We start from the raw sequence: 14,903 nt of genomic DNA, 5'->3' as shown, positions 1-14,903 counted from the left end.
TTGCCGGCCTGTGGTTAACTTAAAAGCGGAAATAACACTAAGTGATCTAAATCCAGCCGGATGCCAATTTGCTCACCTATCGCATGGTTATGATGGCTAAGCGCCAGACATTGCACCTGTTCACCGGTTTGCAGCTTTAGCTGATACAAAATATGCGAACCGCGAAAGGCCTTGTCCAGCACTTGCGCTGTTACACCGCTGTTATCGTCATGCACTATATCATCCGGCCGGATCAGCACATCCACGCTGTCGCCCACCGCTAAATCTGCGTTGTAGCGCTGCTGAAAAATACCCAGGTTAGTGGCAACCTGCGCACCATCGACCACTGTCCCCGGCAGCAATACCCCACGGCCGATAAAGTCGGCCACAAAACGGTTGGCCGGCTTATGATACAACTCATAGGGCGTGGCCCATTGCTGCAGCCGGCCATGTTGCATCACACCTATCATATCGGCCATAGCAAAAGCTTCGTTTTGATCGTGCGTCACCAGCACTGCAGTAATATGTAACTGCTGTAATATTTGCCGGATCTCACGCGCTAAGCCCTCGCGCAGCTCGGTATCCAGGCTGGAGAAAGGCTCATCCAGCAGTAATACCTTAGGCTGTGGTGCCAGTGCCCGCGCCAGAGCGACCCGCTGTTGCTGACCACCGGATAACTGATGGATATAACGCTGGCCCAGATCAGGCAAGCCAACCAGCTGCAACAGCTCTCTGACCTTGTTGAGCTTATTGGCTTTGGTTAACCCTTGCAGGCCAAAAGCAATATTGTCCGCTACCGACAGATGCGGAAACAGCGCGAAGTCCTGAAACACCATACCGACATGTCGCCGCTCCGGCACCTGCTGCACCGTGCTACTGCTGACGATTTGTTGCTGCAGCCTGATGCAGCCCTGCGCCACGGCCTCAAAACCGGCAATAGCCCGCAGTAAGGTCGTTTTGCCGCAGCCCGACGGGCCGACTAGACAGCCAATCTGACCCTGCGCCAACGATAAACTGATGTCTTTCACTACCGTATGGCCACTGTAGGCCACGGCCAGCTGTTGTAATTCCAGCATCAGGTGGGTCCTTTTTCAGGTGATTCAACCGAGCGCGCCAGCAAGATCACCGGCAGTAAACTGACTAATACTATTGCCAGTGCCGGTAAGGCGGCATCGGCCAGACGCTCATCAGAAGCCAGCTCGTAAGTGCGTACCGCCAACGTATTAAAGTTAAACGGCCGCAATAGTAAGGTAGCGGGCAGCTCTTTTAATACATCGACAAATACCAACAGTAACGCCGTCAGCACACTGGAGCGCAGCAAGGGTACGTGCACCTTGCGCAATACCTGTGCCGGCGAATAGCCTAACGAGCGGGCAGCGTTATCCATACTGGGTTTTATCCGTTGCAGGCCAGCTTCAACGCTGTGTAACGACACCGCCAGAAACCGCACACTGTAGGCCAGCACTAACGCAAATAAAGTACCGGAGAAAATCAGCCCGGTGCGCAGCCCAAACCAGCGCTCTGCCAGCAGGTCAATCTGGCCATCCAGCCAGGCCAGCGGCAGCATGACACCAATGGCGATAACAGTACCCGGCACCGCATAACCCAGCGCAGCAACCCGCACCGGTGCCCGCACCAAAATATCCTGCCGTAAGCGCTGGCCATAGCCAAACAACAACGCCAGCACGACCGATATCAGCGCAGCCATAGCGGCCAGTTTAAAGCTGTTCCACACTAACCCAGTAAACTGGCTGTTTAAGCTAACCTGATAATTACTTAGCGCCCAGCTCAGCAACTGCATGGCCGGAATTAAAAAGCCAAACAGCAGCGGCAACAGGCACAAGCTAAAAAACAGCCATTGTTTAGGCCGGCCTGGCTTACGCCTGGCAGTACTATGCGGGCGCAGGCCCTGATGATAGTAGCGGATTTTGCGTCTGGACCATTGCTCTAGCAGCAACAACACCAGTACAAAGCCGGTTAACAAAGCCGCCAGCTGAGCCGCAGCGGCCTGGCTGCCCATACCAAACCAGGTACGGAAAATACCGGTAGTAAAGGTTGGCACACCAAAATATTGCACAGTGCCGTAATCAGCAAACGCTTCCATCATTGCCAGCGCCGTGCCGGTAATAATGGCAGGCCGGGCCAGCGGCAAGGCCACTTGCCAGAAATGCTGGCGTGGCGTTAAACCCAGTGTACGGCTGGCCTCCAGTAATGAGGATGACTGCTCACGAAAGGCGGTACGTGCCAGCATATAAACATAAGGATACAGCACCAGAGTCAGCATCAGGATGGCGCCGCCTAACGAGCGGATTTGCGGAAACCAGTAGTCGCCATAGCGCCAGCCGGTTAGCTCGCGCAACAGGCTTTGCACCGGCCCGGCAAAATCCAGCATACCGGTGTAGGTGTAGGCAATAATATAAGCCGGCATAGCCAGAGGTAGTAGCAGCAACCACTCCAGATAACGGCGGCCAACAAATTGGTATTGGCTAATTAACCAGGCGGTGCCGGTGCCAACCGCTAAAGCGCCGGCACCGGTGCCAAACGCCAGCAGCAGCGAGTTAGTGACATAGTCGGCCAGTACGGTCTGGCGTAAATGCAGCCAGATCTCGGTTTGTGGCGATAGCAAACTGGCAAAAACCATCAGCACCGGCAATGCCAGTACCGCTGCAGGCAGCAATACAGCCCAGCGCCAGATATCTGTCCAACCCGACTTCATCCGGCGCTTAGTCCTTTACAACATATTGACTTCAAATATTATTTCCAGCCAGCGCGATCCATTACCCGGATTGCCTCGGCGTTTAATTCGCCCAATTTGTCCAATTGTAACTGGTCTGCTTTAAATTCACCAAAACCTTGTAAAATGGCACTGGCTTTAACACCGGCACGCACCGGATATTCATGGTTGGTTTCAGCATACCATTGCTGCGCATCAGCGGTTGTCATGTATTCCAGCAGCTGAATGGCTGCGGTTTTGTTAGGCGCATATTTTGCTACGCCAGCGCCGGAAATATTGATATGAGCGCCACGATCAGCCTGATTTGGCCAAAATACCTTAACTTTTTTTGCAATGGCTTTTTGCGCCGGATCAGCCAGCATGCCGCCTAAGTAATAGGTATTGGCAATGGCGATATCACAGACACCGGCCGCAGCCGCTTTAATCTGGTCACGGTCGCCGCCTTTGGGTGGCATGGCAAAGTTGGCCACCAGGCCTTTAGCCCAGCTCTCTGCCTTTTCGGCACCGTCATGGGCAATCAGGCTGGCCGTCATCGACTGGTTATAGATATTGTCTGATGAACGGATACAAATACGGCCTTTCCACTGCGGGCTGGTTAACGCTTCATAAGTCGATAAGTCTTTCGGGTCCACCTTGCCCGGCACATATAAAATTGGCCGCGCGCGCATGGTCAGGCCAAACCACTGGCCGCTAGGGTCGCGCATCTCCGCCGGTATGGTGCTGCTTAACACATCAGACGTTATTGCCTGTAACACGCCCTGCTGCTTGGCACGATATAAACGACCGACATCAGTACTAATTAATAAATCGGCCGGGCTGTTACGACCTTCGCTGGCCATGCGGCTAATCAGCTCGTCCGGCTTACCGGTAATCAGGTTAACTTTAATGCCGGTTTGCGCGCTGAACTTGTCCAGCAGCGGCTTAATCAGCTCTTCCTGCCGCGCTGAGTAAATATTCACTTCGCTGGCTTGTGCTGCAGCCAGATTACACAATGCGGTTACCACGGCCGCGCCGACTAAACTTAATGCCTTAACTGATTTCATCACCAAACTCCTGAAGGAAAGGGGAAACGCAAAAGATGGGCTATCTAAGCATAAATACGAATAATTCTCAACGAGATTGAGATTAGTCTAATAAAAAAAGCCGTTAAACTTTCTTAACGGCTTTTCATTTGCAACTAATGCAGGGTTTTTAGTGATCGTGCGCTTCGGCAGCTTCTGCGATACCTAACCACACCAGCTTGTGCGGGATAAAGTTCAGCTGTTTTGTCGCGACCACTTCAGCATCGGCAATATCGACAGTCAGCAGGGTGCTGTCGATTGGGTTAGTCACATAGACTTTGTCATCACTGGCTGAGATCGCCAGTTCAAAGCGGCTGCCATTTGGCATAGTGCTGACATCAGCGCTGGTTAGCTGTACTTTAGCGGCAAACTCAAACGCCGGCTCTGCTGCTGCCCCTTCGTGCTCGTGGCCATGATAGTTAAGAATGGTTAAATAGCCCTGATTATCCAGCAGCACAAACTTTTCGCCTTTATCGGCAAAACCGTAGCCAATAATGCCGGCACCTTCGCCGCCCTGCCAGTCTACCAGCTCCATTTCGCCATCTTCTGCATGAATAGCAAACATGCTGCTACCGGCAAAACCGACCAGATGTTCGGCATGCTCAGCACCCACCAAAGTACCAATGCGCATGGTGTCGCTAAAATCATCGGTGTTGGCAATTTTACTGGCGGTAAAGGTTTCACCTTCCTGCGCTATGACCAACACGCCGTCAGTACAGCCAAAAGCAATCACATGCTCGTTCTGCGCACTGCCATGCAACCCCGGGCAAGTCTCGGTAAACACCATTTCTTCATGGAAATGATCATCATGCGCATGATACAGCCCTACTTTATCAGGCAAAGTGGTAGCACTATTGGCATCGCGGATAGTCGACAGTACGTATTCGCCACGGGCCTGGGCAGCACCATGCATATGCGTCGTGTAATGCAGTACCGGGTAGCCGTTGCTGTCGGTGGTGATATCGGCATCGGTAATAACTGCCACTGCCGCCGGCGTGCTGCTATTGCCATCGCCGTCAAAAAATACTGCGGTCTGGCTGTCGGTGCTGGTAATGTGGGTAGGCCGGCTTTCAGATAACACAAAGCTGCTTAATGCCGGTGCTTGCTGGTAGTCGTGCAGGTGATCAACATGATCTTCCTGGAATAAACCACCGTCAACAAACTCGACCCGATCTGTGGTGCGTTGCACCACCAGCGCGTAGCGCTTACCGGCTGAAGCTGCCAGCGCAGAAGGCGTGTCAGCTACCGCAAAGCTGTCCAGCAGGCTGCCATCTTCCATCTCATACACTGATACCAGGTTGGAATCTTTGGCGGAAATTACCAGCCGGCCGACGCTGCTAATCTCATCATGATCGTGATCATGGTCGTCACCATCATCGCCAGCGATAGGCTCTTTTTCGACAATATTCGTTGTGCTATCACCGCAGGCGCTAAGTAGCGAGCTGGCAACCAGCAGCGCAACCAGACTTAATTTATTTTGTAACTTGGGCTGAAACATGAAAATCTCCATATTAAATAAAAAATTGCCGCAGGCCAGGAACCAGGCTTCCTACGGCAAAAAACTTAAAAACTGCCGCGCAAACCCAGTGCCACAGAGCGGCCAGGCAACGGCGTTAAATCCTTTAAGAATGAGGTGTGCACCCGCGCCTCTTCGTCGGTCAGGTTTTGCCCTTTCAGATAGGCGGTTAGCAGCTGGCCGCCGAGGGTAAAGCGGTAACTCGCACTGGCATCAAGCAGGGTGTAACCGTCGGTCGCGCTTTCCAATGCAGCCGTTCGATCCTGTTTAAAGTAGCGGGTGGCGCGCAGATCAGCACTGTAAGCATCCTGCTCAAAGGCCAGCTCGGCACTGATACGCAGCGGTGGCGTACGCGGTAACTCGCCGCCCTGCTTTAAACGGGCACGGATATAGTCGCCCTGCAGGGTTAACTTAAACGGCTCATTGATTTGCCAGATATACTGGGCTTCAAAACCATGTAGCCTGACGTCGGCAGCAGTAAACAGATATACCGGCAACTCGCCGCCATGGTCATGGCCATCTTCCTCAGCATGGTCGTGGCTATGGCCAGACTCAGCAAACAAGCCGGTATTATGCTGGTAATAGTAGTTATCTATCTGATTATAGAAGGCATTTAGCACAAAGCCGGTATCACCGTTGAACTTACGCAGCGTAATATCCAGGTTATTCGCCGTTTCCAGTTTCACCGGCTGGCTATTTAATACAAACTCGTCGTCGTCCAGAGTAAACAGTGCGCCGACTTCATAAGATTGCGTACCAATATGCGCACCAAACGACAGCAATTCAGAGGCTGACGGTGCCCGCTGAGAGCGTGATAGTGACATGCCGAGGTTATAACCTTCAGCAAAATCCCACACTGTGCCAGCCGATAAGCTGTATGGCGTAAACTTCTGGCTGACATCAAATACCCGGATCATTCCATCTGCGTGATCATGGTCATGGTCGTGATCATGCTCTGCTTCGTCATGGCCATGCGCAGCAATATCCGGTAGACGCATATCAGTGGCGTCAATAGTGACGCGTTCAACCCTGGCCCCCAACTGCACCAGCCAGTGGCCAAAATGACGCTCTTCCACCCAGGCCAGCGCCAGCGTTTTGCTTTCAGATGGCGGGGTAAAGGCTTCTTCGCCAATGGCTTCGAAGTCGCTGAATTTATAGTGAAGGCTTAAACCGCCACGCCAATCGTTAATGGTGCGGTGTAACAGCTCAATACGCGCTTCATAGCTGTCATTGGCGAAGGTGGTGCCAACAACACCGTTTTCAATTTCAGCATGCAGATAGTCGGTATAGGCTAAACGGGTATTAACGGCGCGGATCAGGCTATTGTCGAAGTTAAGTTCGCTCAGTAACTGCCAGCGGTTTTGCGTTAAGTCGGCAAATACCTGCTCTGCGTCGTGTGCTTCGCCCTCTTCTTCTTCATGCGCATGCTCTTCATGGTCATGCCCGCCGTGAGAGTGGCCAGGTATGCCGTACTCGCGCTCTAAGCGACCGTAAGACATACCAACATAGCCATTATCCAGCAGCCAACTGCCGCCGATAGTCGCACCTTTGGCGGTTTGGCCTGAGTTTTCAACTTTGCCTTTTTCAGCGCCTTGCTCCGGCATACTTTCGGCAAAGCCCGGAATACTGTAGTTGTCACTGTCGCGCCAGAAGCCATCAACATAAACCGCAAACATATCTGTTCCGTTAACAGCTGATCCCGCTACCAGTTTTTCATTATTTACCGACTCACGCTGCAGCATCCACTCAGCACGAGGTGCACTGTTGGTTGGCACCCGCTCATCAACCACATTCACCACACCACCTATGGCGCCGCTGCCATAAAATAATGTCGCCGGGCCACGCAGTACTTCAATCTGGGTCGCGGTGCTGGCTTCGCTGGCAACACCATGATCGGGGCCAACCCGTGACGCATCACCGGCATCCAGGCCATTTTGTGTGATCAGCACGCGCGGGCCATCTAAACCACGGATGATCGGGCTACTTGATACACCGCCATAAAAGTTTGAGTGCACGCCAACTTCATTTTTTAGCGTATCGCCCAGCGTCGCCGCCTGACGCATTTTCAGTGCATCACCAGCCAGCACGTTTACCGGCATCGAAGACTCGGTAGCTGAGGCATGAAACGGACTGGCTTTAATGTCGATGGTTTCAATGGTAGTAGAAAGCAGCACCACGCTGAGGTTATCCAGCCCGGCTGCCGGCACATCTACATGCACATTGCGATGGGCAAAGCGGCTCGCTTCAATATGCAGCTCTGCTTCACCGGCGTTGATATTGGCCAGCACAAAACGGCCATTGTCATCAGTGCGGGTTTCGCCATTGCTGCCCATCAGCTGTACCCGGGCATTCGCCACCGGTTTACCGGCAGCATCCGTTACTGTGCCTGTAATACTGTCGGCATAAGCCGTTGATGTTAAAGCAGCAAACACTGCTGCGGTTAACAGAGTCGGTTTAAACATTGTCACTCCATGTTAGCCATTTACTGTTACAACCTGATCAGTCGATTTGACGACTTAAGTGTTACGTTATAACATATTTCGAATGTTGTGATGTTATAACATTTTCATGGCAGGCTGCAATGCTTACGATAAGAAAACCACTACACACGGTGAATAACATAAACGGCAGAGATGCCCTCTGCGCTATTAAGCGAGGTTGTATGAAAGATCTGATAGCGGCCACTTTATCCGGCCTCTGTGTTGTGCATTGCCTGGCCACACCGCTGCTACTGGCGCTGGGAAGTTCCGGTTTGCTACTCGGGTTATTTAGCTCTGAGTGGTTTCATTATCTGATGCTGTTACCCATCAGTGTGTTACTGGCCTGGAGCCTGCCCGGCGGCTGGTGTGTACACCAGCGTAAAGCTCCTTTTATGTTGGGTTTAAGCGGGTTTTTACTGTTAGCCGCGGCACTGTTTGCTCCGCATGACGCCGAAACAGCGCTATCCGTTAGCGGTGGCTTACTGCTGGTGAGCGCGCATTTGTATAACCGTAAACTGCTGCATAAACTGCAAGGGCTTCAGCATGCTGCCAACTAACACTGCCTCTGACACACGTCTGCCGGTTACGGTGCTATCCGGCTTTTTAGGTGCCGGTAAAACCACCTTACTAATCCATGTGCTGAATAACCGCGACGGCTTAACTGGCACTTGGTGAAGCGCAGTGGCAACAGTTGCCTAATCCCTTTATGCAGGAGCAACTGGCATGACTGCGTTAGCCGGTAAGCTAGCGCAATCGTGCCAGATTAAATATGCAGATTTAGCATGCGGGCGGTACGTCGTGCATAGTAAGCAAAGCCTGCTTTAGAGCGTTTGTCTTGTAAAATCCAGTCATGCGCTTCTTTAGCTAAAGCCGGGTCAATGTCTTTTATCGGTGCTACTGCTTCGGCCAATAACTGCAGTCGTGCCGCCCTTTCACACTGGATCGCCAGCATACAGGCTTCTTCAATTGACTTACCAGCCACCACCAGGCCATGGTGACACAGCAGTGCGGCACGCTTATCAGCCAGCACAGCCGTTATAATTTCGCCCTCTTCATTACCTACCGGCACACCGGGCCAGTTGGCTAAAAAGGCCACATCGTCATACAGCATACAGCTGTCCATATGCGATATTTTTAGTGGTACCCCGAGCATTGATAGCGCTGAGATATGCGGCGGATGGGTATGAATCACGCAGCGGACATCCGGCCTGGCGCGATATATCCAGGAATGAAACCGGTTAGCCGGGTTGGCCATACCCTCGCCTTCGATAACCTGCAGATCCTCATCTACTGTTAGTAAATTGTCGGTGCTGATCTCATCAAAACCAAAGCCAAAAGGTTGGGTATAGTATTGCGCCGGGTTTTCACATCTTGCCGTGATCTGTCCCGCTAAACCAGAATCATGGCCCTGTGCAAACAGGATCCGACAGGTCAGTGCAACTTTTTGCTTGTCACTCCATAAACCTTCAGGCAAGTTTTGCGCTATATCTGCCCGGCTTTTGGCCATAATCGATTGCTTATCCATACTCAGGGTACTGTTCATTGCGGTCCGGCTCTTTAAGAAAACTCAATATTAGCAGCATTTAGTTTGGCGACGCTGCCAGCTTGTTGCTCAATAGCAGTAAAGAAATCCAGCCGCGCATTTATCAAGGCTTCACCCGCCTGGATCATATTCTCCAGCTGAAACTCATTCGACCCGGCTATTTCCAGCATAATGTCGTTCAGTGTTTCAGCATGCCCGTCGTCACATTCAATATGCAGGATAAAGAAATGGATTTGTTCATCGGCAATGCCATGATGTCTGAAACCCGACACCAGGCTACTGTACAGCACCGGCACTATAGCTTCAGCACCAATGCACAAAGCACCCAGCCCAAAGGCCGGATTAGGCTCGCGGCAATGGGCAAACATAACATCAACCAATGCCTGGGTTTGCTGGTTAATTTTGCTCGAATCGACTTCAATGTCAAAAGACTGCAGCATGTCTTTATAAATTACATGATGTGGTGTCGGGCTATCCGGCGCCAGACCAAGTTCTTCAAAAAGGTTCTCTGCCAGCGTAAGCACCTGATTATTATTAGGAAGATTTGACATCATCGCACAAAGATAACGGGTAAAATAAGCGCTGTAAAAGCCGTGTTGCAATAAAAAGCTTTTCAGCTCGGCCAGTGAAACCGAGCCGTCACGACAGCGCTTTAAGAATGAGTGCTGATATAACTTATCAGATAGCCGTTTAATAGCTAAGCTGAGCTTTTCGATACTTTGAGCCATTTACTCTCTCCATTCATTTTTAATCTGTTTAATTGGCGATCTAACCAGCAAACACTACGCTGCTGATATAAAGCACATTTTTCCATTTACTGCGGCTAAACTGCATTAATATCGGCACTGACATCCAGCCATAGGGCTTTTAGTTGCTGCCGTTGCAATTTACCTGTTACTGTTCTTGGCAAGGCTGCGACATACTGAAACAAATGCGGGTATTTCCAGCGTTCCAGGTGTTGCTTGGCGTACTGCTTTAGCTCGTCGGTAAATTGGGCATGGTCTGTGCGCTGTGTTACCACAAAGGCTTTGGTGCGGGTGGTGGTTTCATGGTCGCCAACGGCTATTACTGCAATTTCTGTCACATCAGGATGGCGGATCAATACCGCTTCAATATCCTGTGGCGACACCCATTGTCCCGACACTTTAACGACGTCATCAGCGCGGCCAAAGAAGCGAAAATAGCCGTCGTTATCGCGTACAAACATGTCATTGGTGCAATACCAGCCGTTACTAAAGCGCAACCTGGTGGCTTCGGTGTTGTTTTCATACCGGCTGGGTAACGTCGGGCCTTTTAGCCATAACGTGCCGATATCGCCCGGCGCGCAGATAACGCCGCGTTCATTAATTATTTTGGCGGTAAAACCCGGTACTATTTTACCGGTGTCACCAAATTGCCGGTTAGCGCCGGGTATGTTAGTAAGATAGGTACTGAATGCTTCTGTCGAGCCTAAACTGTCTAAAATAGTGGCGTTGAATTTTGCCTGCCATTTTCTGTTTAACTCAACGGGCATCCGATCACCGGCCGATACAAAACAGCGTACAGCGCGAAAATCATCATCATGGATACCGGCGTGATTTAACAGAAACTGATAAACCGTTGGTACCGCATAAATAATTGTCGGTTGATACAATTTAATGGCCGCGACAATTTCATCCATCGAAAGCGTAGCCGGTGATATAACAGCCGTGGCGCAATTAAACAGCGCGTTAAAGCAGTTATGCAGCCCGAAAGCGAAGCTCATCTTCGACACCGAAAATGCCCGGTCACTGCTATTAATATGCAGCACCTGGGCAGCATAACGCTCTGCTGCCACGACAAAATCCTGCTGCCGGTGCAGTATTAACTTCGGTACCCCTGTGGTGCCCGATGTAAACATACCAATGGCGTAATCAAAAGGGCTTGTCCGCGCCGGCAACCATGACGTTGTCATGCTGGTGCTAAGCTGCAGCGGAGCAATGGCGGTCAGTTCCGAGACAATCGTTGTCTGCTCGGTAAATTGCCCGGCATGGGCCTGAAACTGCCGGATAAACTCCTGGTCGGCAAACACATGCGTCACCGCTGCCGACTCCAGAGCATGGCTAATGGTCTCTTGTTTAAACAGCGGATTAACAATGATGGCAATGCAACCGGCATAGATTAACGACAGTACTGCTACGGCAAAATTCGGGCTGTCGTTGGCAATAATGGCAACACGGCTGCCAGGGGTAATATTAAGCCGGGCAATGTTGCTAACGCAGTTCAACACTGAAGCTGGCAGATCGCCATACTGCAGCTGAGCATCGGCATGACAGATCGCAATTTTATCGGCATTGATTTCGCTGGCGACAGTACAGATTTTGTCAGCAAAATTAAAAAACGAGACATTGTCTTTTTCTTTGGCAAACAACATAGCATCTTCGGTAATGTCATCACGCCAGGCCGACGCTTTAGCTATATCGCTGTGTAGCATAGTGAGAAAATTACGCCGCTGTTCAAACTCGTCAGCTGTGTCTTTACTGGCAAGCGATATCTCTGCAGTCACCAGGCCTGCATTTGCAATCAGTTTGGCAAAAAGCTGCTCCTGGCTGTTTAACTCTTCTGCAGTGCTATCTATAAAGGCAACATCGATATTCAATGCAGTAGCAACAGTTGCAATAAACTGTTTCAGCGGGATCTTGTACTGGTATTGCCGGCTATTAGCAGCCTTATCGGACAGCATTGCGTTCAGATCAGCGGCAAAAGTTGAGAAAAACAGATAGCTGGTATCAGCAACAAACAAGCGGACTTTTCTGCCGTTTAGCGCCGCAGCAAAATCTACCATAGCAAAAATATAGCGATTCAACGCCGTATCAATGCTGTTTAAGGCGTTGCCAACCGGGCTTAGCAGGTTGGCAAACGCCACTTCCTTAACATCGATATCCTGGCTGGCCGCGCCCGGCTGCGCTGTGCCATAGCGGTAATTGATTATGTTGCCCGCGCCGGCTGCGTCAAACCCGCCGCTCGGGTTAGCTGCAACCAGCCAACTCATCGTCTGCGTTAACGGCAGCTGCAACCCTGCCACTTTTGGCCCCAGCTGCGATAGCGGCTCGCCAGGTTCAAGTAGGCTATCATGTTGACAAATAGCCAGTTTTTCTAGCTGTTGCTGGTTTATCAGCTGGCCGTTCTTGGTGGCAATCTCCTGCAGACAGCGCTGAATGTCTGGCAGTTGCAGAGGGTCGGCCGTGGGCTGCGCCAGCATTAACGTCAGCTGCTGCGTGGTGTTATCCGTTAGCAAGGCTAACAGCAGCCTGGCAGACAGGTAATGTAGTTCTGTAAACACGAAATGATGTTTTAGCACGCCTCTACCCCTTGTTGTTGTTGCTGACTTTGCTGGTCAAAAGCAGGCGATAGCACGGCAACGTTATCCTGTACAGGCGCTACCACAGGTGGTCTGGTCTCGGCACCAACAATGTTGTAACGGTTTTCATCACCGGTGGCGTATTTTGCAATGGTGCGCAGCAGGGCCCGCGCCTTGATCAGTATTTCTTCAAACTCTTCATCGGCATTCGACAGCCAGGTAATAGCACCGCCAACACCAATTTCGAGGTTGCTGCCCTGCACAACCAGAGTTCTTATCGCAACATTAAGTTCAGCCGCACCATTTAACGACATATAGCCAATAGCACCGGAATAAATGCCGCGCGCGGACGATTCCAGTTCATCTAATATTTCTAATGTTCGGGTTTTGGGTGCCCCTGTCATAGAGCCGGGCGGAAAGGTGGCAGCGAATAAACTTGCCAGCGATTCATGCTCATTTAGTCTGCCCCGCACCGTTGAAACCAGCTGGTGCACAGAGGCATAAGTTTCAATTTGCATCAGCTTGGGTACCCAAACCGAACCGGCTTCACAAACCCGGTTTAGATCATTGCGCAGTAAATCCACAATCATCAGATTTTCAGCATGATCTTTTTCGCTCTGTGCCAAATCGGTTATCAGTGCCGCATCCTCAGCCGCCGTGGCGCCGCGCTTTCGGGTTCCTTTAATCGGCTTGGCTTCAACCACCGCATTACGGCCAACACTGACAAATTTTTCCGGCGAAGAGCACAGGATGGCAAAGTCCGGGCTATGTAAGTAAACCGACCGTGGCGCCGGGTTAACCTGGCGTAGAACAGTGTAAAGGGCCAGGGGCTCGACATCGAGCGTAGCGCGCAGCCGGTTTGTTAAACAGATTTCGTAACTTTCTCCCCGCCGGATATAGTCCATGCAGCGGCTGATTTTGCTGGTGTATTGCTGATAGTCATCCTCAAGATAAAAGCGGATGTCCTGCTGCGACCGCGCCGTGTTGACGGCTGACACAGTACCCTTTTCAGCTGCAGGCATAGTCGCCAGACATTGGCTAACTGTGCTCAGCCATTGCTCAGATGCCGCAGCCGCATGGTGCGGGCTGTGTTCTTTTTCGAGAATAACGGCGTAAACCAGTCCGGTTTTATGATCAAATGCAATAAATCTGTCGACAAAGATACCAGCGGCGTCCGGCTGTTTTGCAGCGTATTTATTGCTTACAGCTTCCGTCTCGGCTTTCAGTTCGTACCCCTGAAAGCCAACCAGACCGCCACAAAAATCAAATGGCAGCTCTTCTGCCCCGGCCACGGTTGCGGCTAGTGTCTGCTTAACAAAAGCGCAGTAGTCACTGTGCAGTTCATGTTGTTTGCCATGGGCATTGAGCAACACGGTTTGCTTTTTCATATCGTATGAAAACCAGAACGACTCCGGACCGCTTGCATCGCCGATAAAAGAAAACCTGGCCTCGGCATTGTTAACAGAGCTGGAGTCGAGCCAAAAGCTGTACTGCGAATCACCGTACAGCCGTTGAAACACTTCCGCCGGCTGCAATGTGCTGTTTAACTGCTGATAACGACAGCGCCAGGCCACAGGCGGAACGGTGACTTGCGGCAGGTCAAGCTGCTCAGTTGACGCCCGCTGCAAACTGCTGCGGTTTACATTATGCTGCTGCACCAAGGTCTTAAAGTTTTCGATCAGCTGGCGACCACAATCAGTAGAGATCGATTCAGGATGAAATTGCACCCCCCACATCGGCCGGTGCCGGTGTTCTATCGCCATGATCATGCCATCTTCGGTAAAGGCAGTGGCAATTAACTCTGCGGGTAACGGTTGACAGGCGATCAGCGAATGATAGCGCACCACCGTTAAAGGATTGGGTAAATTGCTAAAAACACCGCTGCCACCGTGTAATATCTTACTGCTTCGGCCATGGTAAGGCATGCCGGAAAGCTCAACGGTCCCGCCCAGACTCGCCACAATAGATTGATGGCCTAAACAGATCCCCAACAGCGGTTTGCTGGTGTGTTTTATGATCTGCTCACAGATGCCAATATCACTCTTGTTATTGGGCGTGCCAGGTCCGGGTGAGATCACTATGGCGTCGTAGTCTTCAAAATCGACATGGGTATCATCGTTTCTTACCACCACCGGCAAGACGGCAAAAACTTCACTAACATACTGATACAGGTTAAATGTGAAGCTATCATAGTTATCTACAATAAGAATTTTCACAGCACCTCCTTAAACAATAAGTTAAAACAAAAATGGTGAACAACGGCGTCGTCAA

10 protein-coding genes and 1 pseudogene are annotated in these 14,903 nt (G+C 51.2%); 2 read left to right on the top strand and 9 right to left on the bottom strand.

Annotation, left to right across the window (positions count from 1 at the left end; translation table 11 throughout):
• Window positions 1–14: 14 nt before the first annotated feature.
• The 5 genes from MN202_RS10175 to MN202_RS10155 all read right to left on the bottom strand — a co-directional run bounded on the left by MN202_RS10175 (window position 15) and on the right by MN202_RS10155 (window position 7,752).
• On the bottom strand, window positions 15–1,055 hold the full coding sequence (locus MN202_RS10175; protein ID WP_335736009.1) for an ABC transporter ATP-binding protein: 1,041 nt from the start codon (window positions 1,053–1,055) through the stop codon (window positions 15–17).
• Window positions 1,055–2,695: an ABC transporter permease gene (locus MN202_RS10170; RefSeq protein ID WP_335736008.1), complete on the bottom strand. Its 1,641-nt coding sequence runs from the start codon at window positions 2,693–2,695 to the stop codon at window positions 1,055–1,057. The genes MN202_RS10175 and MN202_RS10170 overlap by 1 nt, the downstream gene beginning before the upstream one ends.
• A 38-nt stretch (window positions 2,696–2,733) precedes the next feature.
• Window positions 2,734–3,756 carry a Fe(3+) ABC transporter substrate-binding protein gene (locus tag MN202_RS10165; protein ID WP_335736007.1) on the bottom strand — a complete coding sequence of 341 codons (1,023 nt, stop codon included), beginning with the start codon at window positions 3,754–3,756 and terminating at the stop codon, window positions 2,734–2,736.
• Between the two features lie 148 nt (window positions 3,757–3,904).
• Window positions 3,905–5,272, bottom strand: coding sequence for a 5-methyltetrahydrofolate--homocysteine methyltransferase (locus MN202_RS10160; protein ID WP_335736006.1), 1,368 nt, complete (start codon window positions 5,270–5,272; stop codon window positions 3,905–3,907).
• Window positions 5,273–5,337: 65 nt separating this feature from the next.
• On the bottom strand, window positions 5,338–7,752 hold the full coding sequence (locus tag MN202_RS10155) for a TonB-dependent receptor (protein ID WP_335736005.1): 2,415 nt from the start codon (window positions 7,750–7,752) through the stop codon (window positions 5,338–5,340).
• Window positions 7,753–7,952: 200 nt separating this feature from the next.
• On the opposite strand from MN202_RS10155, the gene MN202_RS10150 reads away from it, so the two are divergent.
• A complete protein-coding gene (locus tag MN202_RS10150; RefSeq protein WP_335736004.1) occupies window positions 7,953–8,327 on the top strand; it encodes a MerC domain-containing protein in 375 nt (124 codons plus the stop codon).
• Window positions 8,314–8,430, top strand: a pseudogene (locus MN202_RS10145) (GTP-binding protein); the annotation flags it as partial. The gene MN202_RS10150 and the pseudogene MN202_RS10145, both read left to right, overlap by 14 nt.
• A gap of 103 nt (window positions 8,431–8,533) precedes the next feature.
• Here MN202_RS10145 and MN202_RS10140 read toward each other — a convergent pair.
• The 4 genes from MN202_RS10140 to pabB all read right to left on the bottom strand — a co-directional run bounded on the left by MN202_RS10140 (window position 8,534) and on the right by pabB (window position 14,848).
• Entirely contained in the window at window positions 8,534–9,313 is a 780-nt protein-coding gene (locus tag MN202_RS10140; RefSeq protein WP_335736003.1) for an aldolase, read from the bottom strand.
• A gap of 14 nt (window positions 9,314–9,327) precedes the next feature.
• Window positions 9,328–10,041: a TenA family transcriptional regulator gene (locus tag MN202_RS10135; RefSeq protein WP_335736002.1), complete on the bottom strand. Its 714-nt coding sequence runs from the start codon at window positions 10,039–10,041 to the stop codon at window positions 9,328–9,330.
• A gap of 95 nt (window positions 10,042–10,136) precedes the next feature.
• Window positions 10,137–12,614 (bottom strand): AMP-binding protein, encoded by a 2,478-nt coding sequence (locus tag MN202_RS10130; RefSeq protein WP_335736001.1) that lies wholly within the window; start codon window positions 12,612–12,614, stop codon window positions 10,137–10,139.
• A gap of 11 nt (window positions 12,615–12,625) precedes the next feature.
• Window positions 12,626–14,848 carry an aminodeoxychorismate synthase component I gene (pabB, locus tag MN202_RS10125; protein WP_335736000.1) on the bottom strand — a complete coding sequence of 741 codons (2,223 nt, stop codon included), beginning with the start codon at window positions 14,846–14,848 and terminating at the stop codon, window positions 12,626–12,628.
• Window positions 14,849–14,903 lie beyond the last annotated feature (55 nt).

Origin of the sequence: Rheinheimera muenzenbergensis (assembly GCF_036984005.1) — a bacterium.
Lineage (GTDB): Bacteria > Pseudomonadota > Gammaproteobacteria > Enterobacterales > Alteromonadaceae > Alishewanella > Alishewanella muenzenbergensis.
The sequence above is the reverse complement of the archived record's forward strand: the minus strand, read 5'-3'. Positions and strand labels throughout refer to the sequence as shown.